21 protein-coding genes are annotated in these 22,197 nt (G+C 48.6%); 9 read left to right on the forward strand and 12 right to left on the reverse strand.

The window, feature by feature from the left end:
• Nucleotides 1-3,148 (reverse strand): DNA polymerase III subunit alpha (locus AC6EJC_RS25960; protein ID WP_498475317.1); only part of this gene is annotated, 3,148 nt, incomplete at its 3' end.
• A gap of 137 nt (nucleotides 3,149-3,285) precedes the next feature.
• Between AC6EJC_RS25960 and AC6EJC_RS25965 the strand changes: the two genes are divergently transcribed.
• Together AC6EJC_RS25965 and AC6EJC_RS25970 are read left to right on the forward strand one after the other, a co-directional pair.
• Complete coding sequence (locus AC6EJC_RS25965; RefSeq protein ID WP_444956402.1) at nucleotides 3,286-3,615, forward strand: YtrH family sporulation protein; 330 nt, start codon at nucleotides 3,286-3,288, stop codon at nucleotides 3,613-3,615.
• 12 nt (nucleotides 3,616-3,627) lie between these two features.
• Nucleotides 3,628-4,125, forward strand: coding sequence for a sporulation membrane protein YtrI (locus AC6EJC_RS25970; protein ID WP_444956403.1), 498 nt, complete (start codon nucleotides 3,628-3,630; stop codon nucleotides 4,123-4,125).
• Nucleotides 4,126-4,170: 45 nt separating this feature from the next.
• On the opposite strand, the gene AC6EJC_RS25975 is transcribed toward AC6EJC_RS25970, so the two are convergent.
• From AC6EJC_RS25975 to AC6EJC_RS25985, 3 genes are all read right to left on the reverse strand, one after another.
• Nucleotides 4,171-5,505: a DRTGG domain-containing protein gene (locus AC6EJC_RS25975; RefSeq protein WP_444956404.1), complete on the reverse strand. Its 1,335-nt coding sequence runs from the start codon at nucleotides 5,503-5,505 to the stop codon at nucleotides 4,171-4,173.
• Nucleotides 5,506-5,703: 198 nt separating this feature from the next.
• Nucleotides 5,704-5,988: a hypothetical protein gene (locus tag AC6EJC_RS25980; RefSeq protein WP_444956405.1), complete on the reverse strand. Its 285-nt coding sequence runs from the start codon at nucleotides 5,986-5,988 to the stop codon at nucleotides 5,704-5,706.
• Nucleotides 5,989-6,060: 72 nt separating this feature from the next.
• Complete coding sequence (locus tag AC6EJC_RS25985) at nucleotides 6,061-6,405, reverse strand: YlbF/YmcA family competence regulator (protein WP_025685398.1); 345 nt, start codon at nucleotides 6,403-6,405, stop codon at nucleotides 6,061-6,063.
• A 162-nt stretch (nucleotides 6,406-6,567) separates the two neighbouring features.
• On the opposite strand from AC6EJC_RS25985, the gene AC6EJC_RS25990 reads away from it, so the two are divergent.
• The 6 genes from AC6EJC_RS25990 to AC6EJC_RS26015 are packed head-to-tail and all read left to right on the forward strand — an operon-like array spanning nucleotide 6,568 to nucleotide 13,314.
• Nucleotides 6,568-7,938, forward strand: a complete 1,371-nt coding sequence (locus AC6EJC_RS25990; RefSeq protein WP_444956406.1) for a YheC/YheD family endospore coat-associated protein — start codon at nucleotides 6,568-6,570, stop codon at nucleotides 7,936-7,938.
• Between the two features lie 43 nt (nucleotides 7,939-7,981).
• Nucleotides 7,982-9,136 (forward strand): YheC/YheD family endospore coat-associated protein, encoded by a 1,155-nt coding sequence (locus AC6EJC_RS25995; protein WP_444956407.1) that lies wholly within the window; start codon nucleotides 7,982-7,984, stop codon nucleotides 9,134-9,136.
• Between the two features lie 12 nt (nucleotides 9,137-9,148).
• A complete protein-coding gene (locus AC6EJC_RS26000) occupies nucleotides 9,149-10,519 on the forward strand; it encodes a YheC/YheD family endospore coat-associated protein (protein ID WP_444956408.1) in 1,371 nt (456 codons plus the stop codon).
• Nucleotides 10,516-11,622, forward strand: a complete 1,107-nt coding sequence (locus tag AC6EJC_RS26005) for a YheC/YheD family endospore coat-associated protein (RefSeq protein ID WP_444956409.1) — start codon at nucleotides 10,516-10,518, stop codon at nucleotides 11,620-11,622. The genes AC6EJC_RS26000 and AC6EJC_RS26005 overlap by 4 nt, the downstream gene beginning before the upstream one ends.
• A 19-nt stretch (nucleotides 11,623-11,641) precedes the next feature.
• Nucleotides 11,642-12,157 carry a GNAT family N-acetyltransferase gene (locus AC6EJC_RS26010; protein WP_444956410.1) on the forward strand — a complete coding sequence of 172 codons (516 nt, stop codon included), beginning with the start codon at nucleotides 11,642-11,644 and terminating at the stop codon, nucleotides 12,155-12,157.
• Nucleotides 12,139-13,314 (forward strand): YheC/YheD family endospore coat-associated protein, encoded by a 1,176-nt coding sequence (locus tag AC6EJC_RS26015; RefSeq protein WP_444956411.1) that lies wholly within the window; start codon nucleotides 12,139-12,141, stop codon nucleotides 13,312-13,314. Before AC6EJC_RS26010 ends, AC6EJC_RS26015 begins: the two co-directional genes overlap by 19 nt.
• A 103-nt stretch (nucleotides 13,315-13,417) precedes the next feature.
• On the opposite strand, the gene AC6EJC_RS26020 is transcribed toward AC6EJC_RS26015, so the two are convergent.
• The 3 genes from AC6EJC_RS26020 to AC6EJC_RS26030 form a co-directional block, all read right to left on the reverse strand.
• On the reverse strand, nucleotides 13,418-14,119 hold the full coding sequence (locus AC6EJC_RS26020; RefSeq protein ID WP_080710675.1) for an HAD family hydrolase: 702 nt from the start codon (nucleotides 14,117-14,119) through the stop codon (nucleotides 13,418-13,420).
• Nucleotides 14,120-14,203: 84 nt separating this feature from the next.
• On the reverse strand, nucleotides 14,204-14,866 hold the full coding sequence (locus tag AC6EJC_RS26025) for a class I SAM-dependent methyltransferase (RefSeq protein WP_444956412.1): 663 nt from the start codon (nucleotides 14,864-14,866) through the stop codon (nucleotides 14,204-14,206).
• A gap of 25 nt (nucleotides 14,867-14,891) precedes the next feature.
• Nucleotides 14,892-17,723: a methyltransferase domain-containing protein gene (locus AC6EJC_RS26030; protein WP_444956413.1), complete on the reverse strand. Its 2,832-nt coding sequence runs from the start codon at nucleotides 17,721-17,723 to the stop codon at nucleotides 14,892-14,894.
• A 401-nt stretch (nucleotides 17,724-18,124) separates the two neighbouring features.
• On the opposite strand from AC6EJC_RS26030, the gene AC6EJC_RS26035 reads away from it, so the two are divergent.
• Entirely contained in the window at nucleotides 18,125-19,201 is a 1,077-nt protein-coding gene (locus AC6EJC_RS26035) for a glycosyltransferase family 2 protein (RefSeq protein ID WP_444956414.1), read from the forward strand.
• A 122-nt stretch (nucleotides 19,202-19,323) separates the two neighbouring features.
• Here the strand turns inward: AC6EJC_RS26035 and AC6EJC_RS26040 are convergent, their stop codons facing one another.
• From AC6EJC_RS26040 to AC6EJC_RS26060, 5 genes are all read right to left on the reverse strand, one after another.
• Nucleotides 19,324-19,716 (reverse strand): TIM barrel protein, encoded by a 393-nt coding sequence (locus AC6EJC_RS26040; RefSeq protein WP_444956418.1) that lies wholly within the window; start codon nucleotides 19,714-19,716, stop codon nucleotides 19,324-19,326.
• 79 nt (nucleotides 19,717-19,795) lie between these two features.
• Nucleotides 19,796-20,488 (reverse strand): anaerobic C4-dicarboxylate transporter family protein, encoded by a 693-nt coding sequence (locus AC6EJC_RS26045; RefSeq protein WP_444956415.1) that lies wholly within the window; start codon nucleotides 20,486-20,488, stop codon nucleotides 19,796-19,798.
• Between the two features lie 197 nt (nucleotides 20,489-20,685).
• Entirely contained in the window at nucleotides 20,686-21,255 is a 570-nt protein-coding gene (locus AC6EJC_RS26050) for a manganese catalase family protein (RefSeq protein WP_348622026.1), read from the reverse strand.
• 33 nt (nucleotides 21,256-21,288) lie between these two features.
• Nucleotides 21,289-21,744, reverse strand: a complete 456-nt coding sequence (locus AC6EJC_RS26055) for a spore coat protein CotJB (RefSeq protein WP_444956416.1) — start codon at nucleotides 21,742-21,744, stop codon at nucleotides 21,289-21,291.
• Nucleotide 21,745: 1 nt separating this feature from the next.
• Complete coding sequence (locus AC6EJC_RS26060; protein ID WP_444956417.1) at nucleotides 21,746-21,970, reverse strand: spore coat associated protein CotJA; 225 nt, start codon at nucleotides 21,968-21,970, stop codon at nucleotides 21,746-21,748.
• Between the last annotated feature and the right edge of the window lie 227 nt (nucleotides 21,971-22,197).

The following is a 22,197-nucleotide window of genomic DNA, read 5'->3' on the forward strand; positions in this document are numbered from 1 at the left end:
TGAAGTGCTCGTCCTGCTGCTGCATCTTGGCACGAAGCGTAAGCAAAGCACCCTTTTCAATCCACTGCTGGCTTCGCTTCCACACCTCAGGAAACAGTACAACCTCACAGCGCTCAATCTGATCCTCCAGCTCAATGAAGGCCATGGCCTTACCCTGCTTGGTCGTAATCGTCTTGAGTGACACCACCATACCTGCGGTCACAACAACCGTTTCATCCGGCACATCGCCCAATTCCATCAGACGATCCGCCTCGCTGCTTTCCAGCAACGACTCAAAATCATCCAACGGATGCCCGGACAAATACAGTCCCAGCAGTTCGCGTTCCAGCTCTAACTGCTGGCTGGCACTGAATTTGGGTACATTGGGATATTCGATATCCCAATTGGGCATTTCCACAAAACCAAACATATCAATTTGCAAGTCATCACGTTCCTTGCGCCACTTGACGGCTGCATCCACCGTTTCATCTAACATGGCAAGCAGCTGTGCCCGATGACCCGTCAACGAATCAAATGCCCCTGCCTGAATAAGCGATTCAATCACTCTCTTATTGCACACCCGCAAATCGACACGTCGACAAAAATCGAGCAGACTGTCGAAAGGCCGTTCCTTGCGAACAGCGAGAATGCTTTCCATGGCCTGTGTGCCGACATTTTTAATCGCGGCCAGTCCGAATCGGATGTCGCCCTGCTGTAACGGGGTAAACAGCACCCCGCTCTCATTCACATCGGGCGGCAACACTGCGATATCCATACGACGGCATTCGACGACATATTCAGCCACTTTCCGGTGGCTTCCCATCACGGCTGTCAGCATTGAAGCCATAAATTGTACCGGATAATGGGCCTTTAAATAAGCCGTCTGGAATGCCAGCACGCCATAAGCAGCTGCATGGGCACGCGGGAAGCCGTAGTCAGCAAAACGGACAATCATATCGTAAACCCTTCCGGCTTCCTCCTCTGTGTAACCCTGCTTGATACTGCCTTCGACAAAATGACCGCGCTCCAGATCCAGCACTTCGCGCTTTTTCTTGGACACAGCGCGGCGCAGCAGGTCGGCTTCTCCCAGGGAAAAGCCCGCCATACGCGAAGCAATCTGCATGATTTGTTCCTGATACACAATAATGCCGTACGTATCCTTCAAGATCGGTTCAAGATCAGGATGCGGATAAGTAATCTCAATCTGTCCATGCTTGGCCTGTATAAAGTTGGGAATAAAGCCCATCGGGCCCGGACGATACAAAGCCACTACAGAAATGATATCCTCGAAGACACTCGGCTTCAAATCTTTGAGTACCCGACGTATACCCGCCGACTCCAGCTGGAATACACCGCCTGTATCGCCTTTGCCCAGCATATCATAGGTATGCGGGTCATTATCAGGGATACGGCTAAAATCAGGCGTTTCTCCATGCTCTTCCGCAATCCAGCGCATACACCGTTCAATAATGGAGAGCGTACGTAATCCAAGGAAATCCATTTTGAGCAAACCAATTCGCTCCAAATTTTCCATTGAGTATTGCGTCAAAGGGACCCCTTCGCTCCCCTCCTGAAGCGGAACCGCGTCAGTCAGCGGAGTCCGAGAAATGACGACACCCGCCGCATGGGTCGAAGCATGCCGAGGCATCCCTTCTACTTTGATTGCCATATCCAGCAGTTCACGCGTCTTGGGCTTGGTTTCATACAGCGCCTTCAGCTCCGGGGTGATTTCTAGCGCATGACGAATATTAATTCCGAGCTGCGCCGGAATCAGCTTGGCCGCCTTGTCCACCTCGCCATACGGTACGTTCAACACACGCCCGACGTCACGAACTGCGGCTCTTGCCGCCAGCGTTCCAAAGGTAATAATTTGCGCTACATGCTCATTTCCGTACTTCTGTACTACATAGTCGATAACCTCGTCGCGCCGTTCATCACTAAAATCAATATCTATATCCGGCATGCTGATCCGTTCGGGATTCAGAAACCGTTCAAAGAGCAGGTTGTATTTTATCGGATCGACATTCGTGATGTTAAGCACATAGGCAACCAAACTGCCTGCTGAGGAACCCCGCCCCGGTCCCGTTGCAATCTTATGCTTATGAGCGAAAGCAATAAAATCCCATACGATCAGGAAATAATCGCTGAAGCCCATGCTGTCAATCGTATTCAATTCATAGTTCAGCCGTTGGTTCAGCCTTTCCCGTTCCTCCGGCTGCTCCCATCCGGAATCGTCTCCGTAGCGACGCTCCAGCCCTTGCACGCACAGACTGCGCAAATAGGACGAAGAAGTCATGCCTTCCGGCAGCGGGCGATATTCAGGCAAAATGGATTGACCGAATTCCAGCTCCAGTTCGCACTTTTCAGCAATACGTATCGTATTGGCGATGGCTTCTGCCACATGCGGGAATAAACGAGCCATATCCTCCTGACTTTTCAGATACAACTGACGTGTTGGTATACGCAGGCGCTCCTCATCATCAACCGTCTTCCCTGTCCCGATACAGATCAGAACGTCCTGAACATCCGCATCCGGCTCGGTCAGATAATGCACATCATTCGTCGCCACCAGCGGAATATCCAGTTCCTTCGCCAGTGCGATCAAGAGAGGATTTACACGTTTTTGCTCCGAAAGACCATGATCCTGGAGCTCCAGATAAAAATCGTCGCCAAAAATGTTACGATATCGTTCCGCTGCCCGTCGTGCTTCGGCTTCCCGGCCATGCAGCAAATGCTGCGGCACTTCACCGCCCAAACAAGCGCTCAGGCATATGATGCCTTCATGATGGGCAGCCAAAGCTTCCAAGTCGATGCGCGGCTTATAGTGAAATCCCTCCAAATGGCCGATGGAGCACAGCTTCATCAGATTTTGATATCCTGTTTTATTTTTGGCGAGCAAAATTAAATGATATATGGGCTGATCCTTCCGACTGCCACGCTCCTTGCGCGATCCTGCCGTCATATAGGCCTCACACCCGATAATCGGCTTAATGCCGTTCTCTACACACGCTCTATAAAAAGGAATGGCGCCGTACATGACCCCATGATCCGTGAGGGCCAGCGCCTTCATTCCGTAAGCTGATGCCTGTTTGACCAACTCCGCGGTACGAGCCGCGCCGTCCAGCAGGCTGTACTCGCTGTGAACATGCAAATGCACAAATGAACTCATGCGCTTCTCTTCCTTTCACCGCTTGTTTTTCTTCAAACTATTTTATCATATCCGCGTTAGTAGCGCCCATACAATAAAAGTACAGACCCGGGCGGACAAGCGCGGTCCTGATTCGTACACCTAAGGAGGAAAAGAGCATGAGCACTTTTATATCCAAAGCGATTCTCGACTTCTTCATTGCCTTCGGCATCGTGCTCGGGGGAGCCATGCTCGGCGGAATGGGGGCTGTGGTAACGCTTCAGCCGCCTACCCAGACGATGCTGGAGGTTGCCGGAAGGATTAAAATATGGGCGCTTGCCGCGGCTGTGGGGGGAACGATGGACCCGATCCGGGTCATTGAGAGCAATATGTTGGATGGTAATTTATCACCTGCCATTAAGCAGATATTGTATTTGATTTTCGCCTTTTTAGGCGCTCATATGGGTGCAGAGCTGGTCAAGTGGGTGTGCGGCAACGGACGGCCGTGAGGTGAAACGACTATGAGAGTCCCCCCCTTTGAGCGCCTGCGCCCTTTTATGCAATTATCCTCCGTCTTTGTACTCGGTATGATTACGGGAGCAATGATCTACAATGCCATCTGGCATGCCAGCTTCAATCAGCTGTGGACGAACAACCAGGATCTTCAATTCCAGCTCCAACAAGCCGAGGAAGACAACAAAACATTGCGCAAATACAGCAAGCGCCAAACCGTTGTCAAAGAAATCAAGCTGATCGCGGAGGAAGCTTCGGCTGAAAAAATTGATTCTATTAACCTGAAGGAGCTTCTTCGTCGCGTCAGTCGTGATCTGGAGGTGCTGCGTGGCAGAGATATGTTCGAGATTGACTCTGACAGCAAGCTGGTACGTATGTTGCTGCACCAAAAAAAATACACCGTTCGTGACAAGGAGTATACGATCCAGGTCAAAACGATGCTTGTAATGGAAGGTGTGCTGCAAATTTGGCTGGAGGCAAAAGAAAGACTGCCTGAAAGTCACTAAGTCGATCTATGTTGACTCCACTCCCTGCTCCGATCCATTGCTAGACTACCCATGTTCAATGGATTGAAGCGTCATCACTGCTTTGCATACCAAATGATTTTCCCGTGAAATTGCAATTTCTAGCTTACAGGTGCGGCGACTCATCTCGAGCAGCAACGGACGAAGGACGACAGCATCCTCAATCTGTACCGGTCTAATAAAATAGGTCGTCAAATTATCCAGCACATAATCCTTACCGCTCATGTCTCTAGCTGCCCGGTAGCCCGCTTGTGTCATTACGTTGACCAGTACACCTTCCGAGATCGTACCTAAATTGGTCGCCATCTGCGGAATGATAAAACCGCGAAAAAATAACGATCCGTCCTCATTGCGCTCCTCAGCAAACCCGTTCCAAATCAGCTGGTCGAACGTCTCGCCAAGTTGTGGCTGCTTTTGTGCGTTACGCAGCGCCTCCAACACCTCACGCCGTGTAACAGATCCCAACAGCTTGCGGTTGCGGTCTACGACCGGCAAGTAATCTACACCTTCCCATGCCATCATTTGCGCGGCTGAAGCCAGCGAGGTCTGGTAGGTGACCGTTATCGGATTGCGGATCAGACATTTATCCATCGTATGCTCAGGTTGAAGCCCCTCCACATCTTTGCGGCTGACGATACCAATTAAACGATTCCATTCATCCACTATTGCAAAATGATGCTGTCCAGTCTTCACCGAAAGCTCTTCAAACTCGGTAAGCGTGCTGTTGATTTTCAAGGTTAGCGTCTTAGGTTTGCCTGCCGCAATATCTTCAATCAGCATAATTTTCTTTTTGATCAAGCGGTCAAATATCGCTCTATTAATCATAGAAGCCACCGTAAAAGTATCATGCCGTGAGGAAATAATCGGCAGACTGATCTGGTCTGCCAGCTGCTTAACCTCCCGGCTCGTACCGAAGCCCCCTGTAATCAGCACACCTGCCCCCTGCTCCAATGCAAGCGAGTGCGCATCCTCCCGGTTACCTACGATCAGCAAACTGCCTGCGTCAATATAACGGGCCATAGCTTCCTCACGCATCGCCCCGATGACATACTTGTGCAAGGGCTTCTCCAGCCCCTCGCTTCCGCCCAGCACATGTCCCTCTACAATATTCACGACATCCGCAAAGGTCAGCTGCTCGGACAAGCCGCGTGGACGCTTCTCCACTCGTACTGTTCCGATCCGTTCCTTGGTAATGACAATTCCCAAGTTTTCTGCTTCCTTCACAGCCCGATAGGCCGTTCCTTCGCTGACGCTCATTTCTTTAGCCAACCTGCGCACAGAAATTTTGGAGCCTATTTTCAACTGCTCGATATGACGCAATAGCTGCTCATGCTTCGTAACTGTTTCATCTAGCCCGTCCAACTCTGTTACACCCCCAACGTTCAATCTGTATCATTCTGTATCTATTATAGCACAAAATCCCTTTATTTTAGACCCTTGTTCATTTTGATATCTCTGCTTCGAAAATAGCAAAAAAGCGATCCCCTCTTTTACAAGAGACCGCTTCTTACTGTGGTTGTTTTGTAACGTAGCAAGCTCAGGACAAGCTGAAAGAAAAACTCACAGCATGCTGCCTTTGTCAGCTTTTTTATCCCATTTCATCTGCCACTGCTGCATTTTGGCCCGCCGCACACGCTCCAGCGTTTTTCGTTTTTCCTCATCCACACCCAGCAAAAAATGCAGGTTCGCTCCGATAACAAGCAGCGCAAAAAGTACCCATACCATCCCAAAGCCGTTAACCCAGTTCAAACCGCCGGCAAGCGAGATGCGTGGTAACGCGACCAAGACCATAGCCAGCGCAATCAGTGTGTACAAACCGTGTTTCCATTTTTTAAAAGAACCCAATCGTATCCCTTCCTCTCCCTGTGACTCTATGTATCTAGTCTATGAGAGGACAGGAAGGAATATGAGACAAACTTACAGAGACGAACCGTACAAATGTTGAAGGCTGTCTGCAATAATTTTGTTAACGTCCTCAATAATCACGCTCAGACGGCGTTCAGCGTCGAACAGGCGACGGATGTTAAGGTTTAAGCTAAGCACCTCGAACAGCTTTTCCATCTTTTCCATCTCTTCCTGTGCTGGCATATCGCCGCTCATCATCCGCTGCTGTACTTCCATTTGGCGTTCACGGAAATCGTCGAGCATTTTCTTGGCTTCCGGATCGGTTTCAATCAGCTTCATCGCTGACGTAATTTCCTCTACCTCTTTGCTTTCCTTCAATGCTTTCGCTAAATCATGGGCTTTGTCATAGATATTCATGATTGTTCATTCCTCCAATACAAGTTTAGTGTCAACATTTCACATTGTCCGTCAATCACCAAGGGATATATGTCCTCATATGATGAATCAGTGCTATTACAGCCCATTCACGTTTCCCGTTACTTTCAAGACATCAAGTTGCTGCCCGGAAGGAGATCCACGATGTCCATCAAAAAAACAACGATTCAAATCATCGGATCGGGCATCTTGCAGGATGACGTACTCATGGTCGGCGAGTCCCTGCTTCGCAAATGGAAAATATCCGCAGGCCACCCCGTTCAGCTCGCCTTCGGTTCGTTCCGCCAAGAGGTGACCGTCATATCGGTACCCCGATACCGCGGCCTACGTGTGGGAAGCGTGCTGGCCCGAAAAATGGGGCTTCATGCCAGTTCTGATCTGCGAGTAACCTACAGCCGAGGCCGCCGGACACTTCGAGTGGGCCCACTTATTAGCGTGCTGGTCAGTCGGGACTATCCCGAACAGCCCGACAAGCCTTTCGGGTCGATCACCCTGTTCTGCCGTGAACTGGTCGGGGAATGCCGCAGACAAGGAGCATATGTGTATTTTTTCACCCCGGACCATATCGGAAGTCAGCCCGGGCGAGTTCAGGGATGGGTGTATGACGGAGGCTGGAAAAAGACGGTCATGCCCGCCGGCGATGTCGTCAATAACCGGCTTACCTCCCGTAAACTCGAGAACAGAACTAGCGTACAGCATTTCATGAAAGAAGTAAAATCTCAGTACGGCACGGCCATTTTTAACGAAAAGTTTCTGGATAAGAATGAAGTGTTTGATGCGCTTAAATCTAATTCTTCCCTGCGCAAGTATTTACCTGAGTCCCACTTGCTGCAAACCTTTGCCGTTTTCAAAAAAATGTGCAACCAGTATCCCTCTGTTTTTCTCAAGCCAGTGCGCGGAAGCCTGGGTAAAGGCATTATGCGCATTAACAAGCAATCCGATGGCACCTTTTCGGTGCTATCCACGACAGCGGGCACGCCTCGAAAGCAAACGTATGCCAACGTCGATAAGCTGTACAAAAGCTTGGCGGGAAAAATGAAAACAACACGCTTTCAGCTGCAACAGGGACTTACCTTGATTGATCACGGTAAGCGTCCGGTCGACTTTCGTGCGCTTGTTCAGAAAAATGCGTCCGGAACCTGGACCGTAACATCCATTGTCGCCCGGATCGCCGGGGGCAGCCACTTTGTGTCCAATCTGGCAAGAGGCGGCACGCTAAGTACAGTCAAGGAAGCACTCGCCAAAACCACGCTGCCCGCAACCGTTAAATCGAATGGCCATACCTCACTCAAAACAGCAGCACTAGATATCGCAAGCGGAGTGGAAAAGGAGATTCCCGCCCATTTCGCGGAATTCGGTATTGATCTGGCGATTGACAACACGGGACGCATCTGGTTGCTGGAGGTCAATTCCAAACCGTCGAAGAATGACAACACGCCGTTAAATGATCAGAAAACCCGCCCGTCTGTAAAAAAAATGATTGAATACTGCTGTTATTCAGCCGGGTTCAAATGAATCCATCTCTTCCAGAGTCCAGCTGCCAAAGGAGCTGTTGTCGGTGTCTCTTGTTGTGCCAGGCACGCTGGGCGTGCTTGTTAGCCGGAATCAGGCCGCCACTCCCCCTATTACCGAAGCCGATTTTTGCCGCAGGCTAAGTCTGTTGGGCAGGCGCTCTGGTCTTAACGTAATGGTGTTTACCGCCGAAGGAGTTTTGCCTGAAGATCATTCCATACGAGGTTATCTTTATCGTGACGGAGTATGGACATCCGGCCGCTTTCCCTTGCCGGATATTGTCTATAACCGCTGTCTCCATGTCCACGAGAACCAGAATGTCAGGCGCACACTGGAAGATATAGCGGAGCAAGAATCGCGCAAGCTCATCTACTGGTCGCGCAACTTGCCTGGCAAATGGCAGGTGTATCGCGCTCTGCATACGGTAGATAAAGTGCGCCCCTTTGTGCCGCCTACGGCGCCTTACCGGGACACGACCCAGCTTGCGGAGTGGCTGCGACGCCATTCGGAGCTCTTTATGAAACCACAGACCGGAACACATGGCAAGGGTACGCTGTATATCCGGCTGGCGGAAGGAGGCCAGGGACTACTCGTACAGGGTAGAGACTCCCGAAACCGCCCGTTCCGGCGCTTGTTTTCCAAATTGGATGCAGGATTGTCATGGATCGACGGGATTGCACACAAACGCGCCTATATCGTGCAGCCTTATTTGAAATTAACAAGCCAAAGCAATCATCCCTTTGATGTTCGCGCACTTATGCAAAAGGACGGCAACGGCTGTTGGCGCCTGACGGGCTTTGCCGTGAGAGAAGGCAGAAAAGGAACTCTGACTTCCAATCTGCACGGTGGGGGCGAAGCCCATCCGGCAGAGCCTTACCTTCGTGAACAATTTGGCGCGGACAGCACGCGTCTCATCATCGGGCAGATGATGGCGCTGTCCTTGACCATTACCGGGGCGCTGGAGGAACGCTATGGCCGCCTTGGCGAGTTGGGAATTGATTATGGTATTGACCGGAGCGGGAACATCTGGCTATTGGAGGTTAATTCCCGGCCTGGTCGGGCCTCCTTTTTTCAGACCCGCCAGCCAGAGTGCGCTTTCCGGTCGGTCAACCGCCCGCTCGAATATGCCCGATATTTAATGACCCATTCCAAAGCGACAGGGCCAAAGGGCGCGGGCGCCTCCCTTGAACATACGGTATAGGAGGATAAACAGATGAGTTTAACGCATTGCAATGTGCATTTCTCACAGCAGCCCGACAAGGTGGCGTATATATCTACTGCCTTGTTGAAAAGCCTTAAATTATCCGGAGCCAAGTCCATTCGTCTGCGGCTCGGTAAGGATCAGATTCCCGCTACAGTAAAACCAATTCAGAAGGCGGGACGACATCTATACTTGACCTCCGGCTTACGTAATGCAATCCGTGTTCCCAAAAGCGGGTCCATCTATTTGCGGAATCTGGACGGAGATGTGCAGCTTGGACCGTTGATTGGAGTACTGTCTGATGGTAATAGCTCCACCACCCGCCCTTTCGGATCACGCACAGGCTTTATTAAGCAGCTGCTGAAGGAAGGCAGCAAAAAATCTTATATTTTTGCCTTCACCCCTCGGGATATTAACTGGCAAAATGATACGATTAATGGATATTTTCTGTCATCCAGCGGGGAGTTTACGCGTAAACTCGTACCTCTGCCGGACGTGATTTATAATCGTTTGCCGAGCCGTCGCTCTGATTTTTCCCCAGCGATCAATCAACTACGCGAACGCTTTGCCCGCAAACGAATTCCCTTTTTTAACTGGAGCTTTTTCAATAAATCCGATATCTATCATCTGCTGGAAAATAATCCAGAGGTTAACCGCTATGTGCCTGAATCATATATGAATCCCAGCTCTGAACGTATCCGAGGTATGCTGGAGCGACATCAATTTGCTTATTACAAACCAAGTGGAGGCAGTCTCGGTAAAGGAATCTATCGTCTGTCCCATGTCCCCAAGCAAGGCTATTATGTGAGGTACCGCAAGAAAAATAGCAATGTATTGCTACGATTCACCTCTTTTAACTCCATGCTCCGGATGCTTCACTCCAATCAGGGGCAGACGCTAAAGGGCTACGTCATTCAGCAGGGTATTCAGCTGATCGAGATTGACAATTGCCCGATAGATTTCCGGTTTCATATGCACAAAAACGGCAATAACCAGTGGGTTGTCGTCGGCATTGGAGCCAAAAAAGCTGGACGTGGCAGTGTCACGACCCATATCAAAAACGGTGGTTCTCTTATGACACCCGAGCAGGCGCTGAACCGGGTATTCGGAGACCGGGCGGGTGAAGTGCTTCAACGTGCCAAGAACGCAGCAGTTACACTCGCAGAAGCCATTGAATACCATCACCAGCATCTGCTGGGCGAAATCGGCTTCGATCTGGGCATTGATCAGGATGAAAAGGTATGGATGTTTGAAGCCAACTCCAAGCCAGGCCGATCCATTTTTCAACATCCATCGTTGCGTGCGGAGGGTAAAGCATCCGTGGAGCATATTTTGGACCACTGTCTTTACCTCAGTAAATTCCGCAGAAAAGAGGAACTATGAATACCCAGGCGGAGCATAAGCCAGTCGTTGCTGTATTGACAGTGCACGACGAAGGACAATTTTTCAAGGGCAATCAGCGCAATTTCAGGGATATTCTTGAAACGGGAACACGGATGGGCTATCAGGTGTACATTGTTACCGTCAGGGACCTGAAGTTGGCAGCCGAAACGGTTAAGGGCTACATCTTCAACAAAAGCTCACAGACGTGGGAGGAACAGAATTTTCCACCTCCACAGGTCATTTATAATCGCATCCCTAACCGCAATTATGAACTTAAAACCTCTGTGCGCACAAAGCTGGATGAAATTTCACATGCCTCAGGCATTGAGCTGTACAATCCGGGCTTTTTTAACAAGTGGGAACTGTTCAAATGGCTCCGTACCTCGGAATCCACTCGTCAGCTCGTTCCGGCAACCAAACGGTTAAGCAACCCGTCTTCCTTAGGAAAAATGCTGTCTACGTATCCATACCTGTATCTCAAGCCGGAAAACGGTAAGGCCGGAAAGGGGATTATGATTCTTAAATTCCGGCCAGAGCATCTATTGGCTTACAGGCTGACCATTCAACATGACAAAAAAAGCGTAACCTACAGATCCGTATCGCTGTCCCGACTGTGGGGACGTATTCGCCGGGAAGCAGGCAACTCGCCTTATATCATTCAACAGGGTATCGATCTGGCAACCTATCAGAAAAAACCCTTCGACCTACGTATCCTGGTACAAAAAAATGTCCGTGGCTCCTGGAGCATTACCGGAGTCGGTGCCAGACTGGCGGGTAAGGGGAGTATTACGACACATGTCCCGCGTGGCGGAAGTGTGGAGGACCCGTTCAAGCTACTGTCCTCACTGTTTGGGCCTGAGGACAGCACGAATCTGCTGAATAAAGTTAAAAGTACGGCCATTCAGATTGCACGTCAAATTGAACGCGCATCCGGTCTTTCTCATGGCGAAATGTCCATGGATTTGGGCGTGGATACGCTCGGAACCCTCTGGTTTTTTGAAGCCAATGCCAAACCGATGAAATTTGACGAGCCGGAAATCCGCCAAAAATCGCTTAGACGCATATTCCAGTACAGCTCCTTTTTGGCCGGACGAATGAAATAATGATCAAGGAAGTGGAATCATGCCGCAAATTAGCGATGTTCAACATTTGCCTGCCCGGAGCTGGCTGCTGAGACGACGACAGTTGCTGTTTCTGGCCCGCAGCTCAGGCGGCATGCGCATTACTCGTAATGCTCTGCGGCAGTTGGCTGTTTTAACGCCAGAGCAACTGAACAACCCTGGCTCCTCCCTTCTGTGCGCATATGTGCGCACGGAGAAGGGGCTGCGGATTGCGGGATTTTCCCTCGCTCTGAATCACGGGAAGGACGCTTGCATCGTGATTGTTCGTCCGCTTTACCGGGGCCGCAGACTGGGCGCTAGACTGCTGTCCGCCCAGCTCAAACAGCTGCGCCGTCTGACGTGCAGCGTAGCCGCCGACAATATGGCCAGTCTCAAAACCTGTTTCCGCGCTGGACTTGTTGCGCATGAAATGACGACTGGACCGACCGGGAAGCCCACGCTGATATTTCGCGGGGAGTTATCCGAAGATGAGCAGACGGCAGAGGAAGGTGGAATGCTGTGCCAAAACCTGTCCTAGGCATCATGACCTTGTATTTGAACAACAATAAGCAATTGGAGGAACGCGCCATATATGAGCGCATGATTGCAGAAGGGAAAAGACTGGGATTGGATATGTATGTATTCACTCCTGCGGATGTCCATAAGGATCGCAGGCTGCTCCTTGCCCAAATCTATGATCCACACAGCGGCAAATGGACCCGAAAATGGCGAGAATTTCCGGATATGATTTTCGACCGTTGCCGGGTTCAGCGCAGTGAGCGGTATCGTCAGTTGAAGCAGTTTCGATTGCAACATACAGACCTTGTATATTTAAACCGACCGCTGAGTAACAAATGGGCCATTCATCAGCAGCTTGCGAAAAGGGCTGCCTTTCGCCCCCATCTGCCTGCAACAGAGCTGTTCAATGGATTTCATAGTGTAAAGCGGATGCTCAAACAGAATTCACTAGTGTACCTCAAGCCGATTAACGGTACGGGAGGACGCGGCATTTTACGCATTGAACCTGTTAACAAGCAAGGGGGCCTGTATCTGATTGAGGGCCGTAATCGCAAACGCCATATTATTCCCCAGCAACGGGTACGTCTGGACCGTCTGGAGCCACGTCTGAGCAGCTGGAACATGGATAACTACATTGTTCAGGAAGGCATTCCTGTGCAGTTGCCGAATGGCAGGGTCCATGATTACCGTATGCTGGTACAGAAAAACAGCCAAGGAGTATGGGAGCTAACCGGATGCGCCGGGCGAATCGGGGCGCATCGGAGTGTCACTTCCAACCTGCATGGCGGAGGCAAGGCGGTACCGATGAACCAATTGCTGACGCAATGGATTCGCGATGAAGGCCATAGAGAGAAAATCATCAAGCAGGGGGAAAAGCTCGGACTGGACATCGCTGCGTATCTGGAGGAAAGCTACGGAACATTGTGTGAGCTTGCGCTCGATTTGGCAATTAATAAGGACGGTCATATATACGTGCTGGAGGTCAACCCGAAGCCAGCCCGCGAGGTATTTTCACGTATTGGTGAAAAAGAAACCTATCGCCGTGCCATCGCCAAGCCCATGGAATACGCCTTGTGGGTCTACCACACACAGATTAATCCAAAGCCGCAGACGGACAAAACAGAAGATAAAACAGAAGATAAAACAGAGAATAAGACAAAGGAAGGCTCCGCGTAAAGTGGCTGCCTTCCTTTGTTTTGTCGTCTGCCCGACACCGCTTGCATGTTTTATCTATATGGTACGTCAAAACTATTTATAACCATTAACCTGTGTTTCACAGTTACTCGGCGTTTTTATAAAGTGTAAGCAGCTGCGTAAAGTCCGTAATAATCGCATCGGACCCCTTCAACTCATCGTTCACACCAAATCCAGCATAAGCGCAGCCGATCACCGTCTGTCCGTTCTTTTTGCCTGCTTCCACATCTGAGGAACGATCTCCTACCATCCATACGTTCGAAATATCGTGCTTGCTCAACAGAATTTCCAGCAAATTCACTTTGGAAAGCGTGCTGTACTCCCCAGCGCTGTACAGCCCTTCAAAAATGGGAACCATTTCATACGCAGCAGCGATCCCCTTTACATAATCCTCCAGCCCGTTACTGGCTACGAACAATCGGACACCTTGCTCATGAAGAGCCTGGAGTGTTTCTTTTACATGTGGATACAAGGCATGACTTCCACTCTTCAACCCCTCCAGCTCCAGCTGAAGCAGCAGCTCGTCTGCTCTTCTGTGGGCCGCTTCGCTGGCTTCCGGCATCACTCTTCTCCAGATTTCATCCAGCAGCATGCCCAAACTATTCAAAATAAGCTCCTCGGGAGGAGTCTCTCCTTCATAAAGCCCTTCGGCGCGCAGCGTATCAAACAGCTTGTGGTACGCAGGAAGCAATAGCGTCTCCGTCTGAAAAAGTGTACCGTCCATATCAAATACCATAGCCTCAGGTTTCTTCAACACAGGTGCATTGTTCATGTAGTTATCAGTCATTCCTTTCCTATGTAGGTTTACAACTCCAACCCCTCTCATGATAAGCAATAAGAGAGGTCCGTGTAAACCTCATTGCGCATACCGTTAACTCTTATATTTTCTTAAAACAGTCCTAAAACAATGTAAGCCGCCCCACATATCCGTGTGTAAAGCACCCAGTGGAAGCTTGAGGTCCACACCATTCCAATACGAAAATCCCGCCTGCTCTATCCATTGTTCCATCGCTGATAGGTCAACTGTAGGGTAATCAAAAGTCAGCAGAAGCATTCCGTCATCCCGTAAAGTCCGGTGAAATTCACGCAAGGCTGCCAAAGATTCATCAGGCGTTAAATGCTCCAGCACCGAAATACATACAATTTTGTCAAAACTGGAATCCTCATAGGGCAGGGCGGTCAAATTGGCATGTGCGGAGTGAAGCCGAACCGGTAAAATCTCCTGAATGCGCTCGGCGGCCTCCTCTCCAATATCCCGCCGCACCTCGGCCAAAATGGCATCCACGGAGACAATACGTATATCCAGATCGCAGGCATAGACCTGAGCGCAACGGCGGGCCAACTCAAATTTGAATGGATGAGGGATTCCACATGCTGCGTCCAGCACTGTATCTTGCCCAGACATAAATTGGAGACACCACTCATACTCATAGGGACGACTCCACCAGCTTTGGGGGAGTCTGTAAATCATGCTGGAGGAGTTGGGATCAGAATATACAAAAAAGCGAGACAGATACGGGTCAGCCAAGTTCATGGATGCTGCCTCCTTTTGGGGATGATTAAATTACTCTTGCGACACAGCACAGTTCATGACCCCGTTTCTCGCCTTGAAGTTTGGCCAACAATCCCATTTGCTCCGTAAAGGCAAGATCATCGTACAAAGGATGGGCTTGCAGCAAGGCATCCAAACCAGAGGGAAGCTGGCGGGTGAACAAAGCCACCGGGCGCAAGCCTGACTTTGCCAGTAAGAGCGTAAGCGTATGCTCAGAATAATGATACAAATGATCTTCCTCCGTAAATAAAGGTGAATAAACGCCATAAGCCTCATTGGTGAACGAATTTTTGTTGGGCACCGTAATATATATCGTCCCGTCAGGTTGAAGCTGTTCGCGTAAATCTGTCAAAAATGCGACCGGGTCCGCAATATGCTCCAGCACATGCCAGCATGCTACGGCCTCGTATTTGTGATCCAGTGATAAGTCAGTATCTTCTTCTGCTTCATTCAATTCCTGTATTTCATGTGCTTCTTCGGTTTGAGTATCTTCTTCGGCTTCATCGCCCCAGTAACCCGGCAATAAATCCACGTCATATTTGTATTTGGCGTAAGCACGCGAGTCTATGGAAGGTTCAATGCCCACTGCATCCCAGCCGGCTTGAAGGGCAGCATGGATAAATTCTCCGGTACCTGATCCAATCTCAAGCAATTTTCCTTTACCGGAACTGAACATATCCAGCAGCATGAGTCCAAAAAGGGCATGATCCCCATAAGTTGACGCTGCTGCACTATCCCGCATAGCAACCCATTTGACATTATAAATTTCTGCAATCATATCCTCGGGCTGTATATGATCCACATCATTACGAAAAACCAATCCACAGGAGCCGCATCCCATCAAGGTAAAGCGTTCATAACTATGAAATACTCCCGTGTCAGATGAGCCACACAGTTTGCATTTCATACCCTGCTCCGCTCCTTTTTCCTTGCCTTTACCATAAAGTACGTCCTTTGTTTCACTTTTTATTTGTAGATCGGAATTATTAATAACTTGGACACTCGCAATCTCGGCAACATCCATGGCGTTCACGTGATGGGTAGCTTCATATTCTGGTGCAGTTTCTTTTTCTGCATTTATGTTGTCCTGATCTACCCAAAGCGTGAGTCGGGGGTTCGGGTCCAAAATAGATTCATATTGCTCTTTCCAGCCATAACGAGCACTTGGATCAAGCAACTGGTATCGCTGAAATTTGGCCATGCGAATAGCAGGTGTATACCATCCCCAATGCTGGATACGGTAGTTGCTGATCTCACTGGGAAGGTCAAGCACATTATCGGGAAATCTCCCACAGTGCAAGGACTGCTCCCTCCATTTATAAGAGAACCCTTCCTTATATCGAATCAAAAAAGGGCGATAATACCGATGAGCTTGCCAATAGTCATCATCGCGGTAATGCGTGGAAGACCACATATCAAACAACCTGAAACAAATCGTATCGGCTTTCGTTCCCGCTAACAAAGAATGCACCCCTTGGGCAAATCGGGATTCGAACATTTCGTCAGCATCCATGTTTAATATCCATTCTGGAGAAGAAGCCAACGTTTCTCTCCACTGCTGCTTTCGCAGCTCCACTTCATTGGTAAAAGAGGCTGTTTCATTGCGGATCAGACGCAATGGGATTCCCTTTAAGATCTCCCGGCACAATTCGGCGCTATCGTCTTGGCTACCATCATCAATAATGACCGCTTCATCAATGTATTCCCGGTGACTTCGGAGCACGTCTGTGAGCTTGCGATCTGCCTCATTGTATACCGTCATGGTCAGTGTCAGTTTAGGCTTGGAAACAGGCGGTGTGTGAAGCTCACTTTGTCGTGGACCGGAGAACGCCTGTGGCACAACAAAAGAATCCGCAGTGTACTTCGCAAAGACAGCAGACTCACGGAGATGTTCGGGTATAACAGGAGATTCGGGGAACTCAGGGGTTCTTGATGATGTAGAACGATTGAAGGACAGAGAATGTGTAGAAGTGTTTGAGTAATCTGTAGGAGTTAAATATTCTGGATGGTCCGTATTAACAGAACTCGGTGTAAAATGCTTCAGGGTGAAAAGTAGCTGCTCTGCCTTGATCCGGTCCGCTTCCCGGTATAGATGCATTGCCGGATAGTGTGTATCCACAAAAAGCGGAAATCCATATGCAGCCGCCCGAATACAAAAATGTCGATCTTCTCCCCAATAGGAGACGTTTTTGATTTTACCAAAGTGAATCCCTGCTTCCAGCGCCCGTCTGCGGATTAAGGTACAAGCGCCCAGACCGCCCACCTCATACAAACCAGGAACATGCAATTGGTGTATAAAATGCAACTCGCGTTGCGCTTGCTCCTCTGCCGACAACACTTCGCCTTCTTCACGATGGAACAAATTATATTCATCACTGACCCACACCTGAGGCAATAGCGCCCCCTCCGGCTGCCAGCGTGTCCAGAAAATCTCAGATACAATATCCTTCTCCGTCTCTACCAGCCTACACAAGGTACGGGAATGGAGAACCAAATCTGAATCGACCAAAAATAGCGCGTCATAATTATGCTGAAGCGCATAATCAATAAAACGATTTTTAAAGCCAGCCACTTTCCAGACTAGGGCAGGCGGCCAATAATGAGTGTGCTCATCACTGCGGTTCCCCACTTGCTGTGAGCCTGTCAACAAGGGCAAAACCCTACCCGGTAGCCGATTGGAAAAGTCAGCAAGCCATTGGCTTGAAGTCGGATTGTCATTATCATCGACAAACAAATAATCTGGCAGCACGTCGGGTGCCTCCAGTCGCTCCAAAGCTTGAAGAAACAAAGACAAAATTTCCGGCTTCTGGTGCACTGGGCTGCCGATTAGTATACGCATACGTCAACGCCTCCATCAGGCGGAAGCCTCATAACCGTTCCCCCTCCATGTCCTAACGCATACCTTAAATGCGACCAAGCGATATGGGAGTGAGCGTGGTATGAATGGACTTACACCTAGAAATATCAAGGAAAACGACATTAATACACTGCTTGCCTGCATCGCGTTTCAAGAACTGTCAGTAAGTCACCTGATGTAGTACAACACATAGTTACTGCCGACCCTATCCCTTTTTTAGCCCTCCCTCCTTGCATCAGCTTTGATTTTCTAATTTATTAGAGCAAGATTGAATTTATGATCATCACACATCCTCCACTCGTCCCATCAGAATTACTACATAATGAGCAAGCTATCCTAATAAAATGGAGATTATACCAAGTTTTTTGGGAGGGACAAAGAGCATGGTAACTGTCAGCTTATGTATGATTGTCAAAAATGAAGAAAAAGCACTTCATACCTGTCTGAAATCAGTCCATGACCTGGTGGATGAAATCATTATCGTTGATACTGGCTCTACTGACAGTACCCAAGAGGTAGCTGCATCGTTCAACGCCCGGATATACGATTTTGAATGGTGTGATGATTTTTCCGCAGCCCGCAACTATGCATTCGATCAGGCAACACAGGAATATCAATTTTGGCTGGATGCCGATGACATACTGGAAGAGAAAGACCGGATATCCTTTCTCAACTGGAAAAAACAAGCCTCCCTCTCCTATGACAGCATTACGATGGATTATGTGCTATCCGTAGATGAACAAGGACAGCCGTTGTATAAGCTCAAAAGAAACCGAATTGTACGGCGCGATCGTAGATTCAGATGGATCGGATTTGTTCACGAATTCCTGAATGTGACAGGCAGCACCTTTCACAGCAATATGGCGGTGACTCATAAAAAGACACGCGCTTACACTGATCGCAATTTGCATATATATCTCAAGCATCGGGAGCAGGGCACCGCATTTTCTGAACGAGATCACTACTACTTCGCCAATGAACTATATGATAACGGACGCACACTAGAAGCCATCCAGCAGTACGAACACTATCTGGGGTTAGATCAAGGATGGATTGAGGATCGGATTGCTGCTTGCTTTAAGCTTGCGGATTGCTACGATCGCCAGGGTCAAAAAGAAGAGCAGCGTATGGCTCTGCTTCGCACACTTAACCTCGATGTACCGCGCGCCCAGTTCTGCTGTGCCTTTGGCAATTTGTTGATTGAAGACGAAAAGTATGCTCAAGCCATTTATTGGTTTCGTCAGGCGACGCTGATTGAGCCACCACAAGATGTGATGGCCTTAACCAATTCGTCATATTACACCTGGCTGCCGCACTTGCAATTATGCCTGTGTTACGACCGGATCGGAGACATTGATAAAGCAAAATTGCATCATCGCATGGCCCAGTTGCACCATCCTACTCATCCGAGCGTGTTATATAACGAGAAGTATTTCGCAAAACTAGAGCAACAGAGATAAGAAAGACGAACACTGACTTTAACGCTTCCGTCATCGCTAATTTACCTTCTCCCGGAACCAGATGTCCTCCAGATTACCATCTACAAAATGTACATGAACAAAATTATTCCCCAGTTTCCTTATTAAGTAATGAACGGTATCCTTTCCTGTGGTTCTATTACATCTGTATCCGCTAAACCTTTTAAATAGGGACTCCCGACTTCTTTTATCATCTTGGAAATGTGCTCAGCTCTATTAAACATCTGTGTGATATAGGAGGTAAATGCCTCCATGGGGAGGTAAATCCCCTCTTTTTCTGCTGTTTTACAGATTTCGCCTAAAGATTCCCTGCACCATTTCCACGCTTCTGTCTCATCAACATCCAAGTATGCGATTCCTGTGGTCACTAACACTTTGTCACATTCCAGAAGAGATGCAGCTTCAATATGCCGGCAAAAAATTTCAACACTTTTCTTTCTATATTCTGGATCGGGATGGCTGATACTTACCGGATAGAAAAATACTCCAAAGAATATCTTTTATAATGATAGTTTGCAGCCACAACTTGTGATATCTGTATCATAATAACTAGATACCTCCTTTTTATACCACGCTCTATATTAAAACGCTTCCAATTAAAGTGGCTAATATTACAGATACAATAATATTAATCATTCCAGGTATCATAAAACTGTGGTTCAATACATATTTACCAATTTTAGTCGTTCCCGCTGTATCAAAAGATATGGCAGCAAGGCACTGAGCCGATACCGGTAAAAAGAAGTTAGCATTTACAGCCATCCACGCTCCAATTATGATGTAGGCAGGCAAATCAAGGGCAATGGCAATAGGTATCATAATTAATGTCGTGGCACCTTGACTCGTAGTTAAAGCAGCAACGATAAACATGATAACGGCAAGCATCCATGGATGACTATTTACAATAGTAGCAACATGATCTTGTATAAAAGCGGTTTGTCCGTTTATAAAGGTACTGCTCATCCAAGCTAACCCAAAGGCGCAAACCATAGCAAGTGCCCCTGCCCTAAATATGGGTCCGTTAAGAATCGTTTCAATCGCCGAACGCCATACGATAATAATCATAGTAGCGCAAACTAACATAATAATTTCAATGGTATGCGGTATTGATAAACTAGTAACCTCGCCATTTAGCACCCAGGATGGACGTAGCTGAGTAAACATGCCCATAATAACAATGGCTAAAACTCCCACCAAAAAGAGAACAACAGATGCCTTCGCTCCTTTTGAAGTTTCTTTTTTTCTCAGCCTTCTTTTCTGATTTTTCAATTAATCCTTCTGCTAATCTATGCAAATATTCCATAAAATCAAGAAATAGGTTTGAGTTGATTGTTTGATGTTAGAGCCTAGTATACCGCTTGCCCTGTCTCTGACAGGTGCTTTTATGTAAATTTAACCCTAAAAAAAGAAAGGCCACCTGCACTTGATGCTTGCAGATGGCCCTCCCTGCTGCTACAAAAACTCCCTCAAAATACCTTCTTCCGGTCTCGTTCCCCCTTCAAAATTTCCACAGACTCGCGGAAGCGGAGCGAATGGATTATTTCACGTTCGCGCAAAAACTTCAGACTATCCTGCAAATCCACATCATCTGTCAAATCAATCAGCCACTGATATGTAGCTCTTGCCTTTTCCTCTGCTGCAATATCCTCATACAGATCCGCGATAGGATCGCCCTTGGCTTGGATATAGGCCGCCGTAAAAGGAACACCGCCGGCGTTTTGATAATATAGCGCATGATCGTGCGCCGCATAATATTCCCCTAAGCCAGCCGCCTTCATTTGCTCCACGCTCGCATCCTTGGTCAGCTTGTATATCATAGTGGCAATCATTTCCAAATGGGCAAATTCCTCTGTGCCTATGTCGTTCAATACACCGATCACCTTATCGGGAATCGTATATCGCTGGTTCAGATAGCGCAATGCCGCTGCCAGCTCGCCATCCGCTCCACCATACTGCTCCATAAGCAGTTTGGCCATATGAGGATCACATTTGCTGACACGTACGGGATATTGCAGTTTTTTCTCATATACCCACATTCATGTTCCTCCTTTATAAAAGGTTGTACCTGCCTATACCTGCCACGGCCAAGGGGCTTCGCTCCACTCCCAAGGGTATTTGGAGTAGGCCCGGCCAAAGTTTTGTAAAGGCCCATATAGAAGCTGGTACTCGTTAGCAATCGCAGTTCTTTCTTGTGTAAGCTTGTTGAACTGTTCAATGGCCTGCAAATCATCCGGGTGCGTATTCAGATACAAATTCAGCTCTACCAACACAAAATCCACTGCTTGAAGCTTCTCCAACAGCGCATAAAACTGTGCATCCCCCGGTTTGGTTTGAGGCGCATAGCCCGGGGCCGGGTTTCTGGCTTGATTGTAGTCCTGAGTTTGGTTTTGGTACTGATTTTGATTTTGGTACTGGTACGAATTTGAATAGGGACTTTGATATTGATTCTGCTGTTGATGCCCACTCTCATGCTGATTTTGCTGTTGGAACTGGTTTGGGGACTGACCCTGATTTGGATTCTCCATTCTACTCGCCTCCCCCCTGGTTTCTCACAGGCTCATAAGGGCTGTAAAGCAAAGGCCATAGCGTTCCCTTCGTCAGCGCCTCATCCGGACTGAATTGCGGCAGACCAGGGGGCTGAAATTGTACAAACAAGTTTGGCGGAAGCACATAAGTCTTGCATAGAACGGGCGGACACGGATCGAACGGGCCGACAAACGGGGCATACTCACCTTGCTGTGGAAATTTCACGGGCCGGGACCTCCTTTGATTGATCCATCTGCTTTACTATTCAACATATGCCGCATCGCCCAAGTCTCGAACAAAAAATCACAGATATAAAAAAAGAACCTTCAAACTTGAACTTACCCCTGTCAAATAGACAGTAAAGAAAATGCCCTTAAATTAAGCAGCTTGAGTCCGGTATTCAATCGGGCTCTTGTTGTTCAAGTTAAGCTGGATGCGTTCCTGGTTGTAGA

Source organism: Paenibacillus sp. TY11 (assembly GCF_059772165.1).